This is a genomic window from Pseudoalteromonas sp. JC28, assembly GCF_013319255.1.
GTDB lineage: Bacteria > Pseudomonadota > Gammaproteobacteria > Enterobacterales > Alteromonadaceae > Pseudoalteromonas.
The window spans coordinates 18360-42520 of sequence record NZ_QOKX01000008.1 but is presented as its reverse complement, the minus strand read 5'-3'; the positions used below and the strand labels follow the sequence as shown (position 1 = coordinate 42520).

Below are 24161 nucleotides of genomic sequence, written 5' to 3'. Positions count from 1 at the left end.
TTTATGCCGCTGCAAATTACGAACGGTGATATAGCGCCATTAGCTCGTCAACTTTATTCCGCCCATTACCCTTTGGGCTAATTGTACGTTTCACCTTGATCACATCTAGCTTCGCTTGATTGTAAATCTTTCGTGTCCACACCGTATCGTGATTGGAGATTAACACTGGCGTTTGCTTTTCAAAAGCCGCAGTCTCCGCAAGATTCGCCAGCTGTGCTTGATCGTCTAAGTTAAACCCACCTTTTGCATAGCTAGTAAATGACGCAGTTTTGCTCAAAGGTACATACGGAGGATCGCAATACACTACCGCATTCTTTGGCATGGTTTCAAATACTTGGCTGTAACTTTGACAAGTGAAAGTAGCCTGTTGAGCCTTTTCAGCAAACACATATAACTCGCGCTCTGGAAAGTAAGGCTTTTTGTATTTACCAAAAGGGACGTTAAAGATCCCCTTGAGGTTATAACGACATAAACCATTGTAGCCATGGCGGTTCATATATAGAAATAGAATCGCACGCTCATACACATCAATGCTTTCGTTAAACTGTTGTCGATACGCGTAATACGCATCTGGATGGTTATTCAGCTCGACGAATAGCCTTTTAGCGTCACTGATAAATTCATCAGGAATACGCTTCAACTCTTTATACAGGTTGATAAGATCAGCGTTAATGTCATTTAAGACATAATGCTTAAACTGAGTGTTAAGGAAAACAGATCCCGCTCCAACAAAAGGTTCTACTAGCGTGTCGGCTTCATTACTTGCTGCTTGTAGGCGCTTAGAAATATCTTCTACTAAGCTGTATTTTCCGCCTGCCCATTTTAAGAAGGCTCTAGTCTTTTGTTGCATGCTCGTTCTATGTCGTGAGTGGTTGCGCGATTTTACACTAAATGTGGCTAATTACCGAGAGACTGAGTAATTTCTTGTTTAATTTTACTCATTCTCTTAAAAAATGGCTGACCTTTTTGTAGCGCTTCTGGCAATACTGCCTTTGCTTGCTTCGCTGATGCCAAACTCTGGTAAGCATCAGTAGTAACTACAAACCAAGTTCGGCCATTTCTTAAAACAGTAAACTGCTGTGTCACTACCTCGTTATGCTCCGCCATAAACCCAGCTGCAATCTCACTTTCTGTCACTGCAAGTAACTGGATCACCCATTCACCATCTGAGCGACTGAGATACCAAGGGTTTCCCGTCAATAGTTCAGGCTCCGCGTGCTGAAGCTCTGTTACTGGCGATAAAGTGGCAGGAGTACTATCAACATCGGCTTTTTCAGGTGTAACCGCTTGCTCTGATAGTGCGTTATTGTTGTTTGTCGTATCTTCTTTTGTTTCGGTTAGTGCAGATAAAATACTGCCAACAGGCGCAGTTTCGACTTGCGTTGGCGCTTCGGTTGGCAACTCTGGTTGCACATCGTTTTCAATTTCAACTTTGGTATTTGGCGCCTCAAATACCTCTTGCGCATCAATAGCGGTGGCTACTGTTTCTTCATCACCTTGAGTCGGTGTCCAGTATCGTTTTAATTCTTGCTTATACACTAAAGCAACCATCAACGCTGTTAATACCAAACAAAGCGCAATGACATACCATTGCCATTGTGATTTGCTACCTACTTTGGAGCTTTGTTCACGTAAATTTAGACTCTGCTGCTGTGGCTGCCAAGAAAGTAAAACACTCGGATTACCTCGAGCTTCAGCAACAAACGTATTAAAAATAGGATCTTCGTCAGGCGGTAAGTCTTTGTAAAACATGCTCATCAAGCGCTTACTCTCGAGCACGGATAAAGGCTCGATATGAATATCCAGACTTTCAGGGATCAGCTGAGGCTGCTGCGCCGTAGCGAGTATGTAAATTGTTTCGCGAGAAGATTTTGCGAGCTTTTGTAGTTGTTCCGCAAGCTCTTGGGTTAAATGCCTGACGTTGTCTAACACCCATAAACATGGCCCACAAGCTTGTTCATCATGGAGCAACATGAAGTTTTCACTTAGAGATAACTTCTGATCAATGAGAGGACTGCGAAAGCTATGCTCAAGCAGCTGCCGTACCACATCAAACTCTTGAGTATTGGCAGTCAGCTTTACAAACGCTTTGTTAAAGTCTGGGTATTTATCAGTAAGAAACGATTCCGCAAGGTAGCTTTTACCAAGACCTGAAGAGCCAACTAAGGTTATCAGGTTTTGGCCATAGTCGAATTGCATAGCAATTCTATCTACCAATGCAGCTCTGCTTGGTAAAATTTGCGACTGCATTTAACGACCTATTAGAGTTACCACGGTTTCATCGCTAACATCATCCACTAGCGCACATTGGCCTAGTTGCGTAGGAAGAATAAAGCGAATTTTGCCTTGTTTGTTCTTTTTGTCTTTGCGCATATGTTGTAAAAACTGCGCTGCGGTCATCTCGCTTGGCGCTTCTGTCGGTAATTGATAAAGCGCAATAACACGACGGATCTTTTCAACATCAGTAGTACTAAGCGCGCCGCGCTGACAAGCCAAATTTGCAGCTATCATCATACCGGCAGCAACGGCTTCACCATGCAACCAATTACCATAGCCCATTTGCGCTTCAATCGCATGGCCAAAGGTGTGACCCAGATTAAGTAATGCACGCAATCCCGCTTCGGTTTCGTCTTTGGCGACGATCTCGGCTTTTATCGCACAACACTTATAAATAACTTGTTGAAGGCTTTCAGCATCTAGTGCGCTGAGCTGAGGATGCTGATCCGTTAATGTATCAAGAAAAGATGCGTCATAGATCAACGCATATTTAATGACTTCAGCCATACCCGCAGCAAACTCTCTTGCAGGCAATGTACTTAAGGTCTTGGTGTCGATAAAAACCGCTTTTGGCTGATAGAAAGCACCAATCATGTTTTTACCTAGCGGATGATTTACCGCTGTTTTACCACCAACCGATGAATCTACTTGTGACAGCAAAGTCGTAGGGATTTGAATAAACGGAACACCACGCTGGTAGCATGCCGCAACAAAACCAGTCAAATCGCCAACCACACCGCCACCGAGGGCAATCAAACACGTATCACGACCACAATTATGCTCGAGCAAAAAGGCAGAGATCTTTTCAAACCATTCTAGCGATTTGTATTGTTCACCATCAGGAATAACAAAATGTAGCGGTTTTTGAGCATCAAATATTGCTAACAGACTATCTAAATATAGAGGTGCAATGGTGGTGTTGGTGATGATAACAGGACGACTTTGCCCAACGTACTGCTTAAGTCGTCCTTCATCTGATAAGAGATGTTCACCGATGAAGATGGGATAGCTCCGCTCGTTTAAATCAACCTTTAATTCAAGCATGGCGTCCCTCCTACGGTGTTGTTATATTAGAAATCTAATTTTTCAATAATTTGGTTTGCAACTACTTTAGCGCTTTGCTCATCCGTGCGAACAACGTGATCTGCCACTTCTCTATATAGTGGTTCACGCTCATCAGCTAAGCGCTCTAGTACGTCACGTGAGTCTTCACTGGTTTGTAGTAATGGACGACGCTTATCACGCTGAGTACGAGCTACCTGTTTTTCGATCGGCGTTTCTAGGTAAACAACAATACCGCGCGCAGACAACTTGTTGCGCACTTCTTTGCTGATCACAGAGCCACCACCTGTCGCTAACACAATGCCTTGCATTTCTGTTAGGTCAGAGATGACGCTTTCTTCACGCTTGCGGAACCCCTCTTCGCCCTCGATATCGAACACCCAAGAAATATCGGCACCTGTGCGGCGCTCAATTTCCTGATCCGAATCGAAAAATTCAAGGTGTAATTGATCTGCAATGTGACGACCAATCGTGCTTTTACCAGCCCCCATCGGGCCTACTAGAAATATATTACGTTTCTCAGCCATATCTTTTTAGTACAAACGAACTCTAAAATTTGAAATAAAACCCCGCCTAACGACCTGGCCCCAAAATTAAGGAGGGGATTATCTCAGTAATCCGTGAACAATTTCAAGTCAAACCACGCAAAAAGCGCAATACTTTTACTGTCAACGGGCCTATAAACTGTCTTGAATGATCTTAGGCGTCACAAATATCAGCAATTCTCGCTTTTCATTAATATCACGAGAGTTCTTAAACAATAGACCTAAATATGGGATATCGCCCAAAATTGGGATCTTACTTACTGCCGTTTTCACTTCTTGCTGATAGATACCACCCAGTACGATAGTTTGACCATTTTCAACCAGTACTTGTGTTTGGATCTCTTGGGTATTGATTGCCGTCGCCGGGCCATTTGGCGTTTGCACGGTATCACCTTTAGTGTCTTGTGTAATCACTAAGTCGAGAATTATTTTATTATCAGGTGTGATTTGCGGTGTCACCTCCAAGCTTAAAACCGCTTTTTTGAAGCTCACCGTCGTTGCACCACTTGATGATGCCTCTACGTAAGGAATCTCTGTACCTTGCTCGATACGCGCCTTTTTCTGGTTAGCTGTCGTGATGCTTGGCGTCGCGATTATCTCACCTTTATTTTCTTGCTCCAATGCAGACAACTCAAGATCTATCAAAGTGCCATCAGCTAGTTTCGCAATGTGCATACCAATACTGCCAGCAGGGACTCCTTTTACGCCTAAATTAACGTTTAAGCGGTTTTCCAAAGACGGAATATTGCCATTGGATAGCGCATTCGCACCGTCTAGCGTACCAGAGATGGCATCACTGCCTTGCTGATCGCTAAAGCCCCAGCGGACACCTAAGTCTTCTTGTACTGTGTCATCTACAGTAACCATGCGTGACTCTATACGCACCTGTTTTACCGGCACATCTAAGGTTTCAACCATCCGACGTACACTTTCAATACTGCGTGAGGTGTCTTTAATTAATAAAGTATTGGTACGTTTATCAACCGATACACTACCACGATGACTAATAATAGAGTTGATATCGGTTTTGAGTAAGTCAGCAAACTCTTCCGCTTTCGCGTAATTAAGTTGAATATACTCGCTATATAATGGTTCCAGCTCTTCTACTTGCTGACGCGCTTGTAATTCCTTGGCTTCTCTAGCAGCGAGCTCTTCAGATGGCGCGACCATCAAAATAGAGCCATCCATACGCTTATCTAGCCCTTTCACACGTAACACAACATCAAGCGCTTGATCCCAAGGTACACCATCTAAACGCAAGGTTATATTGCCAGATACGGTGTCACTCGTTACTAGGTTAAAGTTGTTTGTATCGGCGATGATCTGTAGTACGGAGCGAATTGGAATATCCTGAAAATTCAACGTGATCGGCTGACCTCTATACTCTTTTTTATCGCCAAAGGTTTTATTACCTTCGTCTTTTTCAACTGATAAGGTAAAGATGTTATCAAGCTGTTGATAGGTAAACTTGAATGCCGCATTTGGCTCAATCACAATGCGGCTTTTATTGTCTTCTTTAAAGGTTTCTATGCGAGATACCACAGTGCCAAAATCTAACACATCGAGTTCGTATAGCAGGTCTTCTGCAATATCGATATGGTGGAAGTCCGCAATGATTTTACCACCGCGCTCTTGTACATCGATGGCCGCTTGGTTGTGCTCAAGAAACGCAAGTACTTTAGCTTCACCTTTCTCACCGCGACGAAAATCGATAGCTTGAATTTGGTTGATAAACGCAGTGACTTTTTGACTTTGATCTTGTTCAGAGACAATCGGTTTATTAGACACTTCCACTATCACAAGGTTATTCTTAACCTCGGTTTTATATAGCTTCAGCTCATCCATGTTGATGGAAACGGCAAAACCACCATCTCTGAGTTCACTGGTAATGCCTTGAATACCAGCTTTATCAATACTCAAAGCTTTTAAGCTTTCTTCAAACTCAGCCTGCTGGAAAAACAATTCAATACTGGTGCTTTCGCCGACAACACGAACTTTTGGCTCTGTATTGAGTTTTTCATCAAACACCAGTTGTAGCTGAGTTTCCCCTGTCGGAACGGGGTTATAGCGAATGTCATACAACATAGGAATGGCATGCGTAATTGACGAAAGGCCAACTAAGGCAACACCGAGCACAGAACGCCATAATGTTCGAGTGCTTTTAATGGTTGATTTTATAACGTTATTGTTAGTATTCACTCGTGCCACCTTGTTCCGCTTCTAACATTTCCACTTTTGTTAGCCTTTCTTTCCAACATCCCGTTCCATCTGGGATCAATTCTAATAATTCTAAATGATCGGCATGTACACTCAGCACTTTGCCATGATACAGGCCCATATATTCACCACGCTTTACACGATACAAGCCTTGCGTCGCCGCTTCGATTAGCGCCCAACGACCATCAGACTTGGCAATAATGCCTTTCATACGTAGATTATCCAACGGAAATTTCTCCAATGGATAGCGATCTCTATCTGGATCTGGATGTAAACAGTTTTTAATTTGAACTAGTTTATTTTCAATCACTTCAGGCTGGGGCGCAACAAAAGGGCTACGCAATTCTGAAGCGCTATACTTAAATGGCTCATAATTTTGCATTTCAGGTATAGGCTCGATTTTTGGTGTTGAGCTTGCTTTTACCTGATCAATAAATTCTTTTTGTTCTGCAGTACTATCATTACAACCCGAGATGAACATCAACGAGGTCACGCAGAGCATCAGTCGGATCATTTCTGACCTCCTTGCTCATAACGATAAGTTTTTGCCACAACACTAAATACCAGCTCGCCATTTCCTGCATTTTCGATTCTAAAATCATGTAGGCTGACTATACGAGGTAATTCAGATACCTTACTCACAAACTGACCAAATTCATGATACTTACCTATCACTTCTAGCTTAATCGGCAATTCGGTATAAAACTCTTTACGTACCTCTGGCATCCAGCCAATTTTTAGGAAGGTTAATCCGCTTGAGGTACCAACGTAAGTCAGATCATCAAGTAGTCCAGGCGTTTCGTTGGAGCTTGGCAGTCGTCTCAACAGCTCAGTGAATTGCGCTTCCATATCAATCATTTGCTGTTTATATAGCTCTAGATTGTTTGCTCTTGCGTATTTAATCCGGTAGCTCGTTCTCAGCTCTTGCTCTTTTTTAACCGCTTGGTCGTAGCGGTCAATGGAACTTGAGACCATCAGGTTATAACCCAATACCATCATTAGTAAAACCACCAGAACGGAGCATAAAACTTTTACAGGAAATGGCCAATGACCAATATTATCGAGCTCCAGCTCATTCCAATCTATTTCTTTTAAACTGTTTAAGTCAAAATTCATGCACTGTGCCTCCGCCCTATTTCGCTTTATCGGCTAAGTGGATGTCGTCATGAGACTTAATATAAAAGTGCATCGTAAAATCACTCAGTAATTTTGAACTTTGCTCACCGGCTACTATGCCTTGGATCACCGGCCGCTCTATTAAATATGATGATTCAACTTGTCGTAGCATTTGCGATAAGCGGTTGTTTGATTCACTCCGACCAATGACTTTGATCATATTGTCTTGTCGCTCAAGACTGGTGAGATAAACCCCAGCCGGAACCACTCGCGCTATTTCATCGATAATTTGCGTGCCGAGACTGCGGTTGAGTTGCAACTCCTCAATAAGCCGAATACGGCGCTGTAAATTTTCTTTTTGCTTATTCAGGTCGTTAATCGCAACTATCCGTGAATCTAGTTGAGTGATCTCGCTTTCGAGATAGCGGTTTTTAATTTCTTGCCCGGTTTTTAAGCCGTCATAGAAGCTGCCAAGCATGTACATTAACAACAGACAAGCCGCAATGATCACCGCAATGATAGTCAGAAAGATTTGTTGCGACGCTTGCCTTTGCTGCTCGCGCCAAGGAAGCAAATTTATATGTGGCATGATGAGAAGCTCCTTAATGCCAAGCCTGTCGCTAAGGCGAATTGCGCTTTATGCTTTTGCAGCACATGCCTATCTACTTTTGGTGCAATCTCCATATCAGTAAACGGGTCTGCCACTATTGTGTGGATCCCAAGCTCATCAATGAGCAGTTTATCTAAGCCATCCACTAAAGCCGTTCCACCCGTCAACACGATGTAATCGATATGATCTTTACCACTGGTCGTCATAAACATTTGCACTGCTCGACGAATTTGCTGCAGCATAGAAGTTTGGAAAGGAGCCAAGACTTCAAAGGTATAGTTTGGAGGTAAATCCCCCGTCGTTTTCGCCAGTTCTGCTTCATCGTAGGTTTTGTTGTAATAAGCAACAATGCTGTTGGTATATTGCTCACCACCAAACACTTGGTCACGAGTGTAAATCGTTTTCCCAGATTGAATAACGCTAATCAGCGTAAGCACTGCGCCAATATCTATCATTGCTACGATTTTATCAAAGGCATCATTTGGCAGTTCAGGGTAAATGACATCCATGGCTCTACTTAGTGCGTAGTTTTCTACATCAACAACTTTCGCTTTGAAACCCGCTTCTTCCAATGCGCCAACCCGTGCTTGCACGCTTTCGGTACGAGCCGCAGAGAGCAGCACATTCATTTTTGACGGATCGGCTTCGTTTACTCCAATTTTTTCAAAATCTAGACTAACTTCATCTAACGGGTAAGGGATCAGGCTATCTGCTTCTATTGCTATCTGAGACTCGAGTTCAGCATCAGTTAATGACACATCCATAAAGATCACTTTTGTAATCACGGTCTGACCGGATACGGCAACTGCTGCATATTGCGTGAGCTTTGGAATGCGCCGCTTCATTTTGGTTATCGCGTTGCCGATCGCTTCAATGTCTTGAATGGCCCTTTCATTTACTGCTCCTTTCGGAATAGGTTCAATCGCAACGGCTTCTACTCGGTAGCTGGAACTTGTCTTCGACAGCAACACCGCTTTGACACAATGGGAGCCGATATCGATCCCTATCATCAGAGGTGCTTGTTTTTTTAGTAGTTGGCTCAGCATGTGAAGCGCCCGTTTCCTTTTAAGACTGTGTACCATAAAAATTTAGCACACAAAAATATTAATCGTTTTTTAATCAAGATATACTAGCAGTGTCTACCTGTAATTGGGAGTCTAACTAGGGATAATTCCGTGAAATTATTGAAAAGATTTTTACAATTCGTTTTTGTTTGTACCCTTTTAGGCGTGTTGACACTTATCAGTCTTTATTATTATGTCAAATCTGACATACCAAGTGTAGAGGTTTTGAAAGATGTTCAACTACAAACACCCATGCAAGTCTTTACACGAGACGGAAAACTCATCAATCAATTTGGTGAAAAGCGCAGGATCCCTGTACGTTTGCAGGATGTTCCACTCCCCATGCGAAAGGCATTCTTAGCGACAGAAGATAACCGCTTTTACGATCATTTCGGTATTGATCCGATAGGTATCGTCCGCTCCGCTATAGTACTTATCACCACAGGGCAAAAAAAGCAGGGAGCCAGTACGCTCACCATGCAACTTGCCAGAAACTTCTTCTTAACAAGAGAGAAAGCCTATATTCGTAAAGTGAAAGAAATCTTTATTGCGTTGCATATTGAGCAACTATTAACGAAAGATGAAATTTTTGAGCTTTACTTAAACAAAATTGAACTGGGCAATCGCGCCTTTGGTATCGGTGCTGCAGCGCAAGTCTACTACGGTCGCTCACTATCAGAATTAACTTTAGCAGAAATGGCAATGATTGCAGGCCTGCCAAAAGCGCCTTCTGCGTTAAATCCAATTCGTAACCCAGAGCGCGCGCAATTGCGCCGGAATGTTGTGCTCGGACGAATGCTTGCTGAAAAGTATATTACCCGCGCAGAATATAGTGAGGCGACACAAGCTCCTATCACGGCTAAATTCCATGGCGCCGAAATCGAGCTGTATGCACCTTATATTTCTGAAATGGTTCGCGCCTATATGGTTGAGCGTTATGGTACTGATAAAGCTTATAACTCAGGCATGAAAGTTTACACCAGTGTGGAGTCTGACATGCAACAGGCTGCTCAGCATGCATTAGTTGATAATTTACATGCCTACGATATGCGTCACGGCTTTAGAGGCGCAGAAGAAACCTATTGGCATGCTGAAACGGAATCGCCGCTAAGCCATGAAGGCATTATTACTCGCCTTAAAAAGGTCAATGAAATTGGGCCGTTAAAAGCCGCTGTGGTGCTAAGCATTGCAGAGAAAACGGCCGACCTGCTCTTAAAAACCGGTGAGCAAATTACATTGGAATGGTCAGGCTTAAGTTGGGCCAGACAATACATCAGTGAAACGCGTCAAAGCTTACCACCAAAAACAACCGCAGATATCCTCGCGCCAGGCATGCAAGTGTTTGTCCGTAAACAAGACGACGGTTGGATGTTAAGTCAGTTGCCGCAGGCATCCAGTGCCCTCGTCTCACTTGACCCGCAGGATGGGCGTGTCAAGGCGATTGTGGGCGGCTACAGCTTTGAGCTTAGCCAATACAATCGTGCTACCCAAGCTAAGCGCCAGGTGGGTTCAAACATCAAACCCTTTATTTATTCATCCGCATTAGAAAATGGCTATACCCTAGCCACCATTCTTAATGATGCCCCGATTAATCATTGGGACAGAAGCGTTGGCGTGGCTTGGCGTCCGAAGAATAGCCCTGAAGTGTATAACGGCCCAATCCGTATTCGCCGAGCGCTTGCACAATCGAAAAACGTGGTATCTGTTCGTTTGATCAAAGGCGTTGGCATAAATAAGGCTGCTGATCACTTGCTTAAATTTGGTTTTCAAGACGCAGATATTAATCGCAGCGAGTCATTGGCGCTTGGTAGTGCTGCACTGACTCCTATTGAAATGGCGCGCGGCATGGCCACTTTTGCAAACGGCGGTCACCTCATTGAGCCGTATTTTATCGATAAAATTACCGACTCATTCGGCACTGAGCTGGGTTCTGCAGAGCCGCTATTGGTCTGCGACGAACAGCAGATGGAAGAACAACCTGAGCGCTGTGCACCGCAAGTGATTTCGGAGCAAAACGCATTTCTGATTGCTGATGCGCTTCACAGTGCTATCTGGGGTGGTGGTAGTTGGAAACACGATACGGGCTGGAGCGGCACAGGCTGGCGTGGTCAATGGTTAAAACGTCGTGACCTTGCTGGAAAAACGGGTACCACCAATGACTCAGTAGATACTTGGTTTACGGGCTTTAACCGTAATGTCCTCACCACAGTCTGGGTTGGCTTTGACGATGCGAGTAAATCCTTGGGTCGTGCGGCCTACAACGCTAACCTTGGTAATAATCAACTTGTTGGCGCAGAAGCCGGAGCGATTTCAGCACAACCTGCTTGGATAGACTTTATGCGTGAGGCGCTTAAAGACGAGCCTTTGGCTCCGATAGAGCCGCCTCCAGGGCTTATTTCAACTCGGATTGACTTAAAGACAGGGCTTTTGTCTCGCAAGAACGATTACACATCTCGGTTTGAATATTTCGAGCAAGGTACGGCCCCAACCAAGTACGTATTGGATACGGATAGCAGCACACCGTTTGACGATACCGCGCCGCTACCGACTCACGAAGAGTTATTCTAAAATAGAAATGCCGATACAGATGTATCGGCATTTTTGTCTTATACCAGTTGTATTATATCTATTTTCTTAAAAGAGTTATTTTAGATTTTGCGTCAGCCAGAATAAATCGGAATGTATTCCCGCTGCTGTCACTTCTTTACCTGCCCCCGGGCCTTGGATCACCAGCGGATTTTGTTCATACCATTTAGTGTGGATCACAAAAATATTATCACCCGGTGTTAAATTCGCGATTGCCGAGCCATTTGGTACCTGTGCAATGCCTACTTTTGCAGACACTTTGCCATTGCTTGCAATTTCAAGCGCACCAGTATAACGAAGCGCAGCGTCATTCGCTGTGGCCTTTGCATAGTGTGTCGCATAAAAGTCATCGAGTTGCTGGCGATTTTCTAAAAACGTTTGCCATGAACCCACACTCAAGGACTCTGGCATTAACGCCTCTAATTCAATATCGTCAAGCTCAAGCTCAATGCCTAACTCTCGTGCTAAGATCAAAAGCTTACGCTGCATATCTCGGCCAGATAGATCTTCGCGCGGATCGGGCTCGGTAAAACCAAGTTCTTGCGCCCCAAGCACTAGCTCAGAAAATGCTTCAGAACCATCATAGCGACTACAAAGCCAAGATAAAGTGCCGGAAAAGACGCCTTCAATTCTCACCACTTCATCGCCACTATTTTGCAGATCAGCCAATGCAAAGTTAATGGGAAGACCTGCGCCAACACTGGTATTGTAACGCCATAATAGGTTACGATCTTGTAACTGCTGACGCAGCTTTGAGTACCAACCTTGTTGTGCCGTGCCGGCATATTTATTAGCGCTGATCAAATGGCAGTCATGTTCAACAAACTGTGGATACAACTCGCTGAAACGCTCGCTCGCAGTAATATCGACCACCACTTTATGCTCGTAATCTAGCTCTTTAATACGAGTGAATAGCTCTGCTTCATTGTATTCGATGGCCTCATTTTGCCATTGCTGTTGCCACGATGCTAAATTCAACCCGCTTGGACAGAACAACATTTGCTTAGAACGCAGTAAGCCAACCAACTTAAGATCAAAGTGCTCACTCAGCTTAGCGACTTGGTTTTTGCATTGTTCGATAAACACTTCACCCACATTGCCAACACCAGCTACAATCACAGCAAGCTCTCTGCCTTTATTGACCAAACGTTCGTGCAATATAGCAAGTAGATCGCTATCAATTGCTTGATCGGTTAACACTAAGCTGTAATGGCGCTCTTGCAGCACAAAACGGGTGACAATCGCATGTTCATCCAATAATTCCAGAGCTTGCTGATGTAAGCCAGCAACATCCTGACTTGGGGCAACAATAGCAAAGCCTTGTACTTGCGACTCAATAATATTGGCTCGCGAATCCAGCGCTTTAATCACAACATGGCTAAACTCAGATGGCACCAGTAAGTGTGCCTCTCCACCTTTAACAAAATGATGAATGCTATGCTGAATAAGCTGGCTTAGCTGTTTCACTTCACCACTTTTTAGCTGCTCAACGCGTAACAGGTCAAGTTGTCCAAAAGTGGTAATAAAGCGCTTCTCTTTGCTATAGCCTGCCTTTACTATCTCAGTGCCAAGTGCATCGGCGTCAAAGCTGCTGCGAACTTGCAGTTTTATATCGGTATCTTTAAGTGGAGACAGCGTTTTTGCATGTAGTACTGGATTACCTAATCGTGCGAGTAATTCAGCTTGGCCACGACATACCTTTGTGTATTTTATGGCATTGGCGACTTTACGTGGATCAGTGCTGAATACACCCGTTGTATCCGTCCAAATTGATACTTGAGCCGCATCAAGATAACTTGCCAACAAAGTCGCGCTATAGTCACTGCCATTTCGGCCTAAAGTCACCGTTTCACCTTGTGCATTTGCGGCAATAAAACCGGTAACAATATAGATAGCGTGATCATCAATTGCGCGATAGCACGCTTCTTTGTTATGGGCGTGTAGTAACACCCCCTCTTGTTGTACAAATAACGTACGAGCGTCGATAGCTTTGGCTTCGATACCTTGAGAACTTAGGTAGTTTGCTAATATACGAGCCGACCATAGCTCTCCATGTGCAAGTAAACTCGCGTAGTGAAGATGCTGTTCTTCTCGTCCTAAAGCGATTGCTTGCAGCTCATTGACAAGCTGTTTGAGTAACACACTGTGTTGTTCACCTACAAACAGGGCATCAATTAATTCACGTTGATGATTTTCAACTTGTAATAAAACATCGTTGAATGCGCGAACATCTTGCTGCTCAAAGCTTTGCCATAACTTCACTAGGGTATTCGTTGTTTTTCCTGCAGCAGAAACCACAACACTGTCACCTAGTTGACATTGCTCTAACACTATCTTGGCAACCGCCTGATAACGCTCTGGCGAGCTTAAACTCGAACCACCAAACTTATGTACTACTTTTGCCATTTACTCACCACAACGCTACTGTATGTGCAGGCGTTAATTTGAATGACTTAGCATCATCACTCGCCTGACTTTCATCAATACATGCAAATCCCGATTCCAGATCTGCAATGAGATCCTGTGCATCTTCAATGCCTACAGAAATACGAATCAACGTGTCGCCCACTCCCGCTTCTAAACGTGCTTGCGGATCCATACCCGCGTGTGTCATCGTCGCTGGATGACAAATAAGACTCTCAACCCCACCTAAAGATTCTGCCAATGAAAAGTGCGTTAGAGACGTTAAAAACTTCGCAGATGTTTGCAGATCGCCTTTGATATCAAAGCTCACCATGCCACCAAAGCCGAGCTGTTGTTTTTTCGCAAGTTCGTGTTGAGGATGCGACTCAAGGCCAGGGTAATAAACTTGGCTAACATACGGCGACTTTTCTAAATACTCCGCAATAATCTGAGCATTTTCTTGATGTTGGCGTAAACGCACATTTAAGGTGCGCAGTCCACGTAGGGTAAGGTAGCTATCAAAAGGTGCACCTGTAATACCGATATTATTCGCCCACCAAGCTAACTCATCACCCAACTCCTGTGTACGCGCGATCACCGCGCCCCCCACGACATCAGAATGACCATTGATATATTTAGTAGTTGAATGCACGACTACATCTACGCCAAAGGCAATGGGGTTTTGTAATGCAGGAGACAAGAAGGTGTTGTCAGCGGCGACCAAAGCCCCCACAGCGTGTGCTGCATTTACGACAGCTTCTATATCCGTTAACCGCAAAATTGGGTTACTTGGTGTTTCAATCCAAACTAATTTAGGTTTGATCTGCTGCAGCTGCGCAAGACTTTCAGGTTGCGTGAGATCCAAGACGGCTAATTTGAGCAATCCACGCTTTGCAAGCGATGTAAACAAGCGATAGCTACCACCATAGCAGTCATGTGGAATAACCAGCGTATCGTCATGGTTAAGCAGTTGAGTTACTAGGTGAACGGCAGCCATGCCAGTGGCGGTAATAATACCACGAGCACCACCTTCAAGTTCGGTAAGTGCCTGTGCAAGCACATCACGATTAAAGTTACCGCTGCGGCCATAATCGTAGTCGCGTTTGGTATCAAAATCGGCAAAAGAATAGGTGGTAGAAAGGTAAAGCGGTGGCACTACTGCCCCATGCGCTTTATCAGCTTCTATACCGTGACGCACTGCTACCGTCGATTTATTAACTTGACTCATAAGGTCACCTAGATAGTTGGATGTTTAGACGTCTAAAAGGTTAGAGCAACAGAAACCAGAAGTCAAAACATTTATACTGCTAAATGGCTAAATAACTAGTATTTGACTATCTTTTTTAAACCGATAAAATTTCGCCACTCTAGGCGTTGCTAATACGACTGAGTTATTGAAAACTATGGCAGAGATTCTTCTATCTCGCTATGGCGGATTAGTTTATTCATCTATTTGAGTTTGGGATTTATCTTTAATTCGTAAGGTTATCCCTATATTCATGCGGTTGGTGAATAATGTAGACCAGAACCCAGTCATATTGGCATTGATGTAACTGAGGCAAGTACACAATTATGGCAAAATGGAACGGTGAGTATATTCACCCATATGCAGAACACGGTAAGAAAGCAGAGCAAGTAAAAAAGATCACGGTGAGCATACCTCTGAATGTACTCAAAGTGCTAACTGATGAGCGTACACGTCGCCAAGTGAATAACTTACGTCATGCCACGAACAGTGAGCTTTTATGTGAGGCGTTTCTACATGCCTTCACAGGTCAGCCACTGCCGAGCGATGAAGACTTGAGAAAAGATAATCCAGAGCGTATTCCTTTAGAGGTAAGACAAATAATGGAAGAGCGCGGTTTGGAGATCCCAGAAATAAACGAAGAGTGATAACTGCTCTTTCGCTCTGGAAATACAGACACAAAAAAAGCCTCAATCGAGGCTTTTTCATTTGAATAATACCAATGGTATTATTCCATATATCCAGCTGGCATATCGATTTGTGCCACGCCTGATTCAATTGCAGCTACCGCTACCGCTTTTGCGATACGAGGTAACAAACGTGGATCCATTGGTTTTGGAATAATATACTCAGGACCAAACTCTAGACTATCTACGTCAGCCGCTTTTAACACTTCAGCAGGTACAGGCTCTTTCGCAATCGTTCTAATTGCTTCAACCGCTGCAATCTTCATCTCGTCATTGATAGCGGTTGCGCGTACATCAAGCGCACCACGGAAGATAAACGGGAAACACAGTACGTTATTTACTTGGTTTGGATAATCCGAGCGGCCTGTCGCCATGATCAAATCATTACGTGCACCGTGTGCAACTTCAGGGCTGATCTCAGGGTCTGGGTTAGAACAAGCGAATACCACTGGCTTGTCAGCCATTAGCTTTAGATCCTCAGCAGAAAGTAAGTCTGGGCCAGAAACACCAACAAATACGTCCGCATCTGCAATCACGTCTTGTAACGTACGCTTATCCGTGTTGTTTGCAAACAGCTCTTTGTATTCATTTAGGTCATCACGACGAGTATGGATCACGCCTTTTCTGTCCAGCATATAGATGTGCTCACGTTGAGCACCGCATTTGATCAGTAATTCCATACAAGCAATAGCGGCTGCACCCGCGCCAAGACACACAATAATCGCATCATGAATATCTTTACCTTGGATTTCCAACGCATTCAGCATACCCGCAGCGGTTACAATTGCAGTGCCGTGCTGATCATCATGGAATACAGGAACGTCACAACGTTCAATTAGCGCGCGCTCAATTTCAAAACACTCTGGCGCTTTAATATCTTCAAGGTTAATACCTCCAAATGTGTCTGCGATATTTGCCACAGTATTGATGAAGTCTTCAGTGGTGTTGTGCTTAACTTCGATATCGATTGAATCAAGGCCCGCAAAACGCTTAAATAATAGTGCCTTACCTTCCATAACAGGCTTTGACGCCAAAGGACCTAAGTTACCCAAGCCAAGAATTGCCGTACCATTACTGATCACCGCAACCATATTTCCTTTACCCGTGTAACGGTATGCATTCGCCGGATCAGCCGCGATTTCACGTACTGGCTCTGCAACACCTGGGCTGTATGCAAGTGCTAAGTCTTTTACGGTCTCGGCAGGTTTAGTGAGTTCAACACTGATTTTACCTGGAACGGGCTTCTCGTGATAATCTAGAGCTTGTTGACGAAAGTCTGTCATGGCGCGATATTTTCCTACGAAGTTAATGTGAGAGTGTGGTAAACGTTCGCATTCTGAATGTTGGCAACCTAGCTAGCTGGTTACAGCAACACACAGTGCGATTAACTATATGAGCGACGACATTCAACCACTCAACAAGCGTATGTGCTTTGCTGTCGCGGTATGTCAATAGGACATATAGTTAATCGACCGTATTCACACAATACCGAGTTTTGCTCATTATTCAAGTAAAATCAGGTCTATCCACTAGCATGGTATTTTCTATACTTTTCCGAGAAGATAAGCTCAATTTTAAGAAATATTTCACAAATAAAATGACTAAAACTTAAAAAACAAGACGCTAAAATCAGCACGGAATGTATAAAATTAGCACAAATGTACACCAACTATAAAAACAATAAGAAAATTGCAACTTAACTAACTTTAACGTCAAGATACCGACATTTAATCGCAATATACTGACTTTAGTTTATATTAAGTGCTCATACCTGATACTATTTACTATATGAGCTTTGATTATTTTCACAACTTAAGCTCGTAAATGTTCAATATTTATCTGCTAAATAGAGTTTTTACTCTACCCAAGAGATCAGTAAAGTTTTGCTGCCAAACTGGCAAGTTTTTTATTTTAGAAGAATAAAAGACACAATAAGACGGGATGACTGACGGTCTATCTGCTGATGCAGAATAGGATGTATAAATCGAGAAGGTATTTTCAAACAGGCACAAAAAAAGCACCCTAAAGGTGCTTTTTTCGACTAGACCAACAAGATTACTTCTTGCTGCTAAGTGCACCGAAACGCTTGTTAAAGCGATCTACACGGCCACCTGTGTCAAGGATCTTCTGCTTACCAGTGTAAAACGGGTGACATGCAGAACATACGTCTAGGTGAATATCTTTACATAGCGTTGAACGAGTTTCGAACTTGTTACCGCAAGAGCACGATGCAGTGATCGTCTCGTAATTAGGGTGAATACCTTCTTTCATAGCAACCTCTAGTTAAGGCCGTATCGCTCTCCAAACCCGAAGTCTGGCACCATACGTAGTTATACAAAAATGTGGACGCGTATTTTAGTGCTTAACTGAACAATCTACAAGCAATATTTCAGAGTTTTTTATCACCGCCTCTGAGTAAGTTTTCAATTCGTACCACCTTAGGTATATACTTCGTCACTGCGCTCACTTTATGGAATTGTAATACATGCTCATTCTTGAAGTAGCTTTAAAGCTGCCACTGCACCGAACATTCGACTATTTGCTAGCACCAACCATGCAAGTTGAAGCAGGAATGAGAGTCACCGTCAATTTTGCCAACCGTCGCTGCACAGCGATTGCGCTTGCTAAAAAAGACGACACCGATGTACCAAAAGAAAAACTCAAGCAAATTATTGAGGTGTTGGACGAGCATCCTGTCTTTAATCAAGCACAACTTAGCTTTTTACACTTTGTCTCCCAGTATTACTGTCATCCAATTGGCGATACCTTATTCACAGCACTACCGGCAGTACTCAGAGATGGTGGAAGCCCAGACAAAACTCAGATCCCTATCGTCAGATTAACGGAAAAAGGGCAGAAACTACCAACACTGCGAGCCAAAAAGCAACAAGCGCTGCTTTCTCAATTATATGAAGGTGGTGCAATAAAATTAAGTGAACTCAAAGCGCTCGGATTTGCTAGCCAAACAATTAAAGCATTAGAAGAAAAAGCGCTTATCTCACAATCTATTGAGCATGATAGTGATTGGTCGCAAAACGAATTACAGCTAGGCGAAAAGCCACGCCTAAACGACCAGCAAGCGACTATTTGCAGCGCCGTCAATGCACAAGTCGGTTACCGTACCTTTTTAATCGAAGGTGTAACGGGAAGTGGTAAAACCGAAGTCTACTTACAGAGCCTTGAAAACATAATAAAAGCGGGTAAACAAGCACTGATCTTAGTGCCTGAAATTGGACTCACACCGCAAACAGTCAACCGCTTTAAGAAGCGCTTTAATAACCTGCCCATTGATTTATGGCACTCAAATCTAACCGATAACGAGCGCCTACATACTTGGCGTCGCGCCGAAAAGGGTCTGAGCGCTTTGGTTATCGGTACTCGCTCGGCCATTTTTTTGCCATTTCAAAATCTCGGCATGATCATCGTTGACGAAGAGCACGACAACTCGTTTAAACAGCAAGAAGGCCTGCGCTATCACGCCAGAGATCTCGCTGCATTTCGAGCGCATCAGGCACACTGCCCTTTGCTTTTGGGAACCGCAACACCGGCATTAGAAACATTACACAAAGCCATTACCAACAAATATCAACTCGTCACACTGAGTAAACGAGCGCAGACCCAGCACGACAACCAATTTCACCTTGTCGACATGAAAGGTCAGCCAGAACAAGGCGGGTTTTCACCAATGAGTTTACATTGGATGGAAAAAACACTCGCTCGTGGTAAGCAAGTTATGGTGTTTCTAAATCGTCGGGGCTTTGCACCAACATTGATGTGTCACGAATGCGGATGGCTTAATACCTGTAAACATTGCTCTACCAGCGCCACGTACCATAAAAACATGAACCGCTTGGTATGCCATCATTGTGGTGAACAGGACTTTGTACCGAGACAGTGTCCAGATTGCGGCAGCACCCAAATCATGCCCACAGGGCTTGGTACAGAACAACTCGAAGGCTTTTTAAGCGAACGCTTCACTGATATTCCCGTTACTCGCATTGACCGAGATTCTACGCGCCGTAAGGGCAGCCTTGAAAGCGCCCTTGAAGAAATTAATCAAGGTGGCGCGCGAATTCTGGTCGGCACTCAAATGCTTGCCAAGGGCCACCACTTTGCCGATGTCAGCCTTGTGATTATCTTGGATGTGGACTCAGGACTTTACTCTTGTGACTTTAGAGCAACCGAGCAAATGGCACAGCTCATTACGCAAGTTGCTGGACGAGCCGGACGTGCCGGTGAAGCGGGAACCGTGTTATTGCAAACGCATTTTCCAGAACATCCATTATTGCAAGATTTAATTAATAATGGTTATGGCGACTTCGCGCGATATGCCTTACAAGAGCGTGAAGAAGCTATGCTTCCCCCCTTCGCACACTTAGCTATCATCCGCGCCGAGGCAACAAATATAAATACAGTATTGCGCTTTTTGTCGGATTTGGTTCCTGCTACCCCCTATCCTGGTATACAATTGCTGGGTCCAATTCCAGCACCACTTGAACGAATAGCTGGAAAGTTCAGATATCAATTACACATACACGCACAACAACGCACTGTGCTGCGGGACTACCTTTCGCAACTTGCGCGCTATATCGCTACGCATGAGTCTGCCAATCGAGTACGCTGGAGCATAGATGTTGATCCAATGGATAGCTATTAAAATCAAATAACCTATGGCACAGCACGATTACATCAATAAGAAACCTAAAGGCAAGGGGAAAGACAAGCCAGAAAAATCGGCGAAATTTCCTGTTATTGCTGCTATTTTTGCATTTCTACTAATCGGAGGGTTTGCCTACGGTCTTTGGTTTATAAAAACCAATGCCGATCCTAAAGAAGTAGAGCAAGCCAAAAACCCACACCCAGTTGCCGAGCAAAAGGTTATTAAACCAAAGCCTCGCCCACCTGAGTTCATTGAAGAAATTAAAAATCATGAAATCAAGGTCGAAGTTAAAGAGATCGAGAGCAAAGGTCCCTATCAAATGCAGTGTGGTTCATTTAGAACCCATAGCCAAGCCGAAGCCATGAAAGCCAAAGTTGCGTTTGCTGGATTAATCGCGGAGATCCGTCGTACCGAAGGGAGTAACGGTGTCTGGTATCGTGTCCGTCTTGGCCCCTACGATACCAAGCGTTTAGCAGAAAGCGATAAAAACAAATTACAACGCGTTGGGATATTTGGCTGCGGGATTTGGGGCTGGACTTGATTTTTATAAGTCCACCCATATTTCCTACTAATCTAGAGTTACACGGGCACAGGCCCAGATAAGGATTACTATGACTACCATCGTTAGTGTTCGTCGCGATGACAAAGTGGTTATCGGCGGTGATGGCCAAGTTTCGCTTGGTAACACAGTTATGAAAGGCAACGCACGTAAAGTACGTCGTCTATACAATGGTAAAGTACTGGCAGGTTTCGCTGGCGGTACAGCTGATGCATTTACATTATTTGAACGCTTTGAAGCAAAGCTAGAGATGCACCAAGGCCATCTCACTAAAGCAGCCGTAGAAATGGCAAAAGACTGGCGTACCGACAGAGCATTAAGAAGGCTTGAAGCCCTACTTGCGGTAGCCGATGAAACCGCCTCGCTTATCATCACAGGTAACGGCGACGTGGTGCAGCCAGAGCATGATCTTATTGCTATCGGCAGTGGTGGTAACTTCGCACAGGCGGCTGCAACCGCACTACTTGAAAATACAGACTTAAGTGCGAAAGAAATCGTGGAAAAGAGCCTGAAGATCGCCGGCGATATCTGCGTATTTACCAATAATTTCCAAACTATCGAAGAATTGTAATAGGACTCGTCATGACAGCTATGACTCCAAGAGAGATTGTGCACGAGCTTGATCAACATATTATCGGTCAGGACAAAGCCAAAAAAGCCGTCGCGATTGCACTGCGCAACCGTTGGCGTCGTATGCAGCTTGATGAAGAGCTGCGTGCAGAAGTTACACCCAAGAATATTTTGATGATCGGCCCAACGGGTGTAGGTAAAACTGAAATTGCCCGCCGTCTAGCAAAGCTTGCTAACGCACCATTTATCAAAGTAGAAGCGACTAAGTTCACCGAAGTGGGTTATGTTGGTAAAGAAGTTGAAACCATCATCCGCGATCTAGTCGAAGTTTCTTTTAAACTAACACGTGAACAGCAAACCAAGAAATTCAAATTCCGCGCTGAAGAAGCCGCCGAAGAGCGTATTTTAGATGCACTTTTGCCACCAGCAAAAGACGCTTGGGGTGAGTCTCAGCCAAATGAAAATTCGTCAACACGTCAAGTATTTCGTAAGAAACTACGTGAAGGTCAGTTAGACGACAAAGAAATTGAGATCGACATCGCAGAAACGGCGCCTCATGTTGAGATCATGTCACCTCCTGGTATGGAAGAAATGACCAGCCAGCTACAGAGCATGTTCCAAAACATGTCGGGTGACAAGAAAAAGAACCGTAAGCTGAAAATTAAAGAAGCACTTAAGCTATTGATTGAAGAAGAAGCTGCAAAGCTTGTTAATCCAGAAGAGCTTAAAGAGCAAGCTATTGAGTCAGTTGAACAAAACGGTATCGTGTTTATTGATGAAATCGATAAAATTTGTAAGCGCGGAGAATCTTCTGGCCCAGATGTTAGCCGTGAAGGTGTACAACGCGACTTACTACCACTTATCGAAGGTTCAACCGTTAATACTAAACACGGCATGGTAAAAACCGACCACATTTTATTTATCGCGTCAGGTGCGTTCCAAATGGCCAAGCCGTCGGATTTAATCCCTGAACTACAAGGTCGTTTACCTATTCGCGTTGAACTAGAAGCACTAACTGCGGGTGATTTCAAACGTATTCTAACTGAGCCAAATGCATCTCTTACAGAGCAGCAACAAGCGCTACTGAAAACAGAAGACGTCACTATCGACTTTACCGATGACGCTATCACTAAACTGGCTGAAGCTGCATATCAGGTCAACGAGAAAACTGAAAACATCGGTGCGCGTCGCCTTCACACTGTGATGGAAAAGCTGATGGAAGAGATTTCATTCGATGCCAGTGAAAAGGCTGGTGATACCTTGACGATTGATGCCGCCTACGTTGAACAGCATTTAGACATGCTTGTTCAGGATGAAGATTTAAGCCGCTTCATTCTGTAAATTAAAATAAAAAGCGGAGCCTTGCTCCGCTTTTTGAGTTATACCAATTATGTATCAAGTCACCAAACTTCATTATCATACGCTCAGTAAAGTACTCGATGTTTATTTTGAGGACGGCCGCTGTTTTACGCTAAGTGCCGAATTCTTACGAACACATTCACCATCCGCCGAAGTGCAAGGGCATAGTCCGGCGCAAAAGCAACTCGTGCTAAACAAACAGAATGTCGCCATAAAGAAAATTGAACCCGTTGGTCACTATGCTGCACGCTTTGTTTTTGATGATGGCCACGACTCAGGGCTCTACAGCTGGCAATACTTATACACTATAGCTACACAACACGATGTGCTATGGCAGGAATATGTAAACGCTGTAGAAGAGTATAAAACCCAAAAGGACAGCGTACCTATCAAGTTTGTGCCTTAAATTTACTGTTGATAAGCAGCCTGATACGAAGATTTGACATTATCGACCAAGCTATCTAAAACCTTTAAATTCATCTTATTAGGGAAGAAATCAGCTTGTGCCGCTAGCTTGTTACGCATCTTCATTAGTGTCACTCGATCTTCTTTTAAAAACGCAACACTCGCGGCTATATACTCTACCCAAAGGAACTCGGCAGGATTATTCTTCGCAGAGAGCAGAAGTGCCTCTCCAACCTCTATCGCCTGTTCTCGCTTTCCCGCCATAGCATAATTCTGAAATAAATGCCATTGCAAACTTGCTTGCTGCTCTCCAGTCATGGTTTTATATTGCTCAATGAGCATTGCAGCTTCTAAATAACAACCCTGATTATACAGTACTCGCCACCCAGAGTTAGGTGTTTGATCAAAGCTTTTATAATTCATATTAGTCATGTTATTGCGTACAGTATCGAAGCTATCTCGACATAACATCGAAGCTTGAACAGAAAAGTTTCCCATAGCCAAAAGTAAAAATAGCCCCCGGATACAAGAATTACGTGTGGAGAGTTTCATTTAAATATTCCTTTTCAACATGTGATTTTCTCTTTATAAAACATACCTTTTAAAGATGCAAACCCCTACCTAAGACGATCCGGAAAATTTCTACAACAGTACATATTACTCACGATGTTGAATAGAGTCACCTTAAATGCAATACGCTTCTCAATATTCAAAATGACAATCAACCTGAACCTTAAAAATAATAAGCAAGCTCATTTCTTATCCGAGCCTCAGGTTTAATAAAAAACCCCACTAT

Annotated in this window: 21 protein-coding genes; 7 read left to right on the top strand and 14 right to left on the bottom strand. The window is 43.8% G+C overall.

The genetic code is table 11. From position 1 onward, the window contains the following. Positions 1-16: 16 nt before the first annotated feature. From DS891_RS17995 to DS891_RS17955, 9 genes are all read right to left on the bottom strand, one after another. Complete coding sequence (locus DS891_RS17995) at positions 17-850, bottom strand: Dam family site-specific DNA-(adenine-N6)-methyltransferase (protein ID WP_010607065.1); 834 nt, start codon at positions 848-850, stop codon at positions 17-19. Between the two features lie 47 nt (positions 851-897). Continuing rightward, positions 898-2250: an SPOR domain-containing protein gene (locus DS891_RS17990; protein ID WP_174170536.1), complete on the bottom strand. Its 1353-nt coding sequence runs from the start codon at positions 2248-2250 to the stop codon at positions 898-900. Further along, complete coding sequence (gene aroB, locus DS891_RS17985) at positions 2251-3321, bottom strand: 3-dehydroquinate synthase (protein WP_010607063.1); 1071 nt, start codon at positions 3319-3321, stop codon at positions 2251-2253. It abuts the gene before it with no gap. Between the two features lie 26 nt (positions 3322-3347). Further along, entirely contained in the window at positions 3348-3866 is a 519-nt protein-coding gene (gene aroK, locus DS891_RS17980) for a shikimate kinase AroK (protein WP_010607062.1), read from the bottom strand. A gap of 150 nt (positions 3867-4016) precedes the next feature. Continuing rightward, positions 4017-6083: a type IV pilus secretin PilQ family protein gene (locus DS891_RS17975; RefSeq protein WP_174170535.1), complete on the bottom strand. Its 2067-nt coding sequence runs from the start codon at positions 6081-6083 to the stop codon at positions 4017-4019. After that, positions 6073-6615: a pilus assembly protein PilP gene (locus tag DS891_RS17970; RefSeq protein WP_010607060.1), complete on the bottom strand. Its 543-nt coding sequence runs from the start codon at positions 6613-6615 to the stop codon at positions 6073-6075. The genes DS891_RS17975 and DS891_RS17970 overlap by 11 nt, the downstream gene beginning before the upstream one ends. Further along, positions 6612-7217 (bottom strand): type 4a pilus biogenesis protein PilO, encoded by a 606-nt coding sequence (locus tag DS891_RS17965; RefSeq protein ID WP_010607059.1) that lies wholly within the window; start codon positions 7215-7217, stop codon positions 6612-6614. Before DS891_RS17965 ends, DS891_RS17970 begins: the two co-directional genes overlap by 4 nt. A 16-nt stretch (positions 7218-7233) precedes the next feature. Further along, the gene (locus DS891_RS17960; protein WP_010607058.1) at positions 7234-7806 is read right to left on the bottom strand and encodes a PilN domain-containing protein; all 573 of its coding nucleotides are present in this window, start codon (positions 7804-7806) and stop codon (positions 7234-7236) included. Next, positions 7794-8873, bottom strand: coding sequence for a pilus assembly protein PilM (locus DS891_RS17955; protein WP_010368913.1), 1080 nt, complete (start codon positions 8871-8873; stop codon positions 7794-7796). Before DS891_RS17955 ends, DS891_RS17960 begins: the two co-directional genes overlap by 13 nt. A 129-nt stretch (positions 8874-9002) precedes the next feature. Here DS891_RS17955 and DS891_RS17950 point away from each other — a divergent pair, with 129 nt between their 5' ends. Continuing rightward, positions 9003-11459, top strand: coding sequence for a PBP1A family penicillin-binding protein (locus tag DS891_RS17950; protein WP_174170534.1), 2457 nt, complete (start codon positions 9003-9005; stop codon positions 11457-11459). 75 nt (positions 11460-11534) lie between these two features. Here the strand turns inward: DS891_RS17950 and metL are convergent, their stop codons facing one another. Both metL and metB read right to left on the bottom strand, forming a co-directional pair. Further along, complete coding sequence (gene metL, locus DS891_RS17945) at positions 11535-13883, bottom strand: bifunctional aspartate kinase/homoserine dehydrogenase II (protein WP_174170533.1); 2349 nt, start codon at positions 13881-13883, stop codon at positions 11535-11537. 4 nt (positions 13884-13887) lie between these two features. Continuing rightward, the gene (gene metB, locus DS891_RS17940; protein WP_174170532.1) at positions 13888-15108 is read right to left on the bottom strand and encodes a cystathionine gamma-synthase; all 1221 of its coding nucleotides are present in this window, start codon (positions 15106-15108) and stop codon (positions 13888-13890) included. A gap of 344 nt (positions 15109-15452) precedes the next feature. Here metB and metJ point away from each other — a divergent pair, with 344 nt between their 5' ends. Continuing rightward, positions 15453-15773, top strand: coding sequence for a met regulon transcriptional regulator MetJ (gene metJ / locus DS891_RS17935; RefSeq protein WP_010368921.1), 321 nt, complete (start codon positions 15453-15455; stop codon positions 15771-15773). An 80-nt stretch (positions 15774-15853) separates the two neighbouring features. Here metJ and DS891_RS17930 read toward each other — a convergent pair whose 3' ends face one another. Beyond that, a complete protein-coding gene (locus DS891_RS17930) occupies positions 15854-17095 on the bottom strand; it encodes a malic enzyme-like NAD(P)-binding protein (RefSeq protein ID WP_069020522.1) in 1242 nt (413 codons plus the stop codon). Between the two features lie 772 nt (positions 17096-17867). Further along, positions 17868-18083, bottom strand: a complete 216-nt coding sequence (gene rpmE / locus DS891_RS17925) for a 50S ribosomal protein L31 (protein ID WP_010607053.1) — start codon at positions 18081-18083, stop codon at positions 17868-17870. A 214-nt stretch (positions 18084-18297) separates the two neighbouring features. On the opposite strand from rpmE, the gene priA reads away from it, so the two are divergent. The 5 genes from priA (at position 18298) to DS891_RS17900 (ending at position 23366) form a co-directional block, all read left to right on the top strand. Beyond that, complete coding sequence (gene priA / locus DS891_RS17920) at positions 18298-20469, top strand: primosomal protein N' (RefSeq protein WP_010607052.1); 2172 nt, start codon at positions 18298-18300, stop codon at positions 20467-20469. A 13-nt stretch (positions 20470-20482) separates the two neighbouring features. Continuing rightward, positions 20483-21013: an SPOR domain-containing protein gene (locus DS891_RS17915; RefSeq protein WP_017217264.1), complete on the top strand. Its 531-nt coding sequence runs from the start codon at positions 20483-20485 to the stop codon at positions 21011-21013. Between the two features lie 70 nt (positions 21014-21083). Next, the gene (hslV, locus tag DS891_RS17910) at positions 21084-21602 is read left to right on the top strand and encodes an ATP-dependent protease subunit HslV (RefSeq protein ID WP_010368932.1); all 519 of its coding nucleotides are present in this window, start codon (positions 21084-21086) and stop codon (positions 21600-21602) included. Positions 21603-21613: 11 nt separating this feature from the next. Continuing rightward, positions 21614-22942, top strand: coding sequence for an HslU--HslV peptidase ATPase subunit (gene hslU / locus DS891_RS17905; RefSeq protein WP_010607051.1), 1329 nt, complete (start codon positions 21614-21616; stop codon positions 22940-22942). Positions 22943-22991: 49 nt separating this feature from the next. Next, positions 22992-23366 (top strand): gamma-butyrobetaine hydroxylase-like domain-containing protein, encoded by a 375-nt coding sequence (locus DS891_RS17900; RefSeq protein WP_010607050.1) that lies wholly within the window; start codon positions 22992-22994, stop codon positions 23364-23366. 2 nt (positions 23367-23368) lie between these two features. Here the strand turns inward: DS891_RS17900 and DS891_RS17895 are convergent, their stop codons facing one another. Then, positions 23369-23917 carry a hypothetical protein gene (locus DS891_RS17895; protein ID WP_010607049.1) on the bottom strand — a complete coding sequence of 183 codons (549 nt, stop codon included), beginning with the start codon at positions 23915-23917 and terminating at the stop codon, positions 23369-23371. Positions 23918-24161 lie beyond the last annotated feature (244 nt).

Excerpts from the sequence above, each read along its gene's own strand:
- DS891_RS17995 (WP_010607065.1), bottom strand. The coding sequence starts at position 850 with ATGCAACAAAAGACTAGAGCCTTCTTAAAATGGGCAGGCGGAAAATAC.
- DS891_RS17990 (WP_174170536.1), bottom strand. The coding sequence starts at position 2,250 with ATGCAGTCGCAAATTTTACCAAGCAGAGCTGCATTGGTAGATAGAATT.
- aroB (WP_010607063.1), bottom strand. The coding sequence starts at position 3,321 with ATGCTTGAATTAAAGGTTGATTTAAACGAGCGGAGCTATCCCATCTTC.
- aroK (WP_010607062.1), bottom strand. The coding sequence starts at position 3,866 with ATGGCTGAGAAACGTAATATATTTCTAGTAGGCCCGATGGGGGCTGGT.
- DS891_RS17970 (WP_010607060.1), bottom strand. The coding sequence starts at position 6,615 with ATGATCCGACTGATGCTCTGCGTGACCTCGTTGATGTTCATCTCGGGT.
- DS891_RS17965 (WP_010607059.1), bottom strand. The coding sequence starts at position 7,217 with ATGAATTTTGACTTAAACAGTTTAAAAGAAATAGATTGGAATGAGCTG.
- DS891_RS17960 (WP_010607058.1), bottom strand. The coding sequence starts at position 7,806 with ATGCCACATATAAATTTGCTTCCTTGGCGCGAGCAGCAAAGGCAAGCG.
- DS891_RS17955 (WP_010368913.1), bottom strand. The coding sequence starts at position 8,873 with ATGCTGAGCCAACTACTAAAAAAACAAGCACCTCTGATGATAGGGATC.
- metL (WP_174170533.1), bottom strand. The coding sequence starts at position 13,883 with ATGGCAAAAGTAGTACATAAGTTTGGTGGTTCGAGTTTAAGCTCGCCA.
- metB (WP_174170532.1), bottom strand. The coding sequence starts at position 15,108 with ATGAGTCAAGTTAATAAATCGACGGTAGCAGTGCGTCACGGTATAGAA.
- metJ (WP_010368921.1), top strand. The coding sequence starts at position 15,453 with ATGGCAAAATGGAACGGTGAGTATATTCACCCATATGCAGAACACGGT.
- DS891_RS17930 (WP_069020522.1), bottom strand. The coding sequence starts at position 17,095 with ATGACAGACTTTCGTCAACAAGCTCTAGATTATCACGAGAAGCCCGTT.
- rpmE (WP_010607053.1), bottom strand. The coding sequence starts at position 18,083 with ATGAAAGAAGGTATTCACCCTAATTACGAGACGATCACTGCATCGTGC.
- priA (WP_010607052.1), top strand. The coding sequence starts at position 18,298 with ATGCTCATTCTTGAAGTAGCTTTAAAGCTGCCACTGCACCGAACATTC.
- DS891_RS17915 (WP_017217264.1), top strand. The coding sequence starts at position 20,483 with ATGGCACAGCACGATTACATCAATAAGAAACCTAAAGGCAAGGGGAAA.
- hslV (WP_010368932.1), top strand. The coding sequence starts at position 21,084 with ATGACTACCATCGTTAGTGTTCGTCGCGATGACAAAGTGGTTATCGGC.
- hslU (WP_010607051.1), top strand. The coding sequence starts at position 21,614 with ATGACAGCTATGACTCCAAGAGAGATTGTGCACGAGCTTGATCAACAT.
- DS891_RS17900 (WP_010607050.1), top strand. The coding sequence starts at position 22,992 with ATGTATCAAGTCACCAAACTTCATTATCATACGCTCAGTAAAGTACTC.
- DS891_RS17895 (WP_010607049.1), bottom strand. The coding sequence starts at position 23,917 with ATGAAACTCTCCACACGTAATTCTTGTATCCGGGGGCTATTTTTACTT.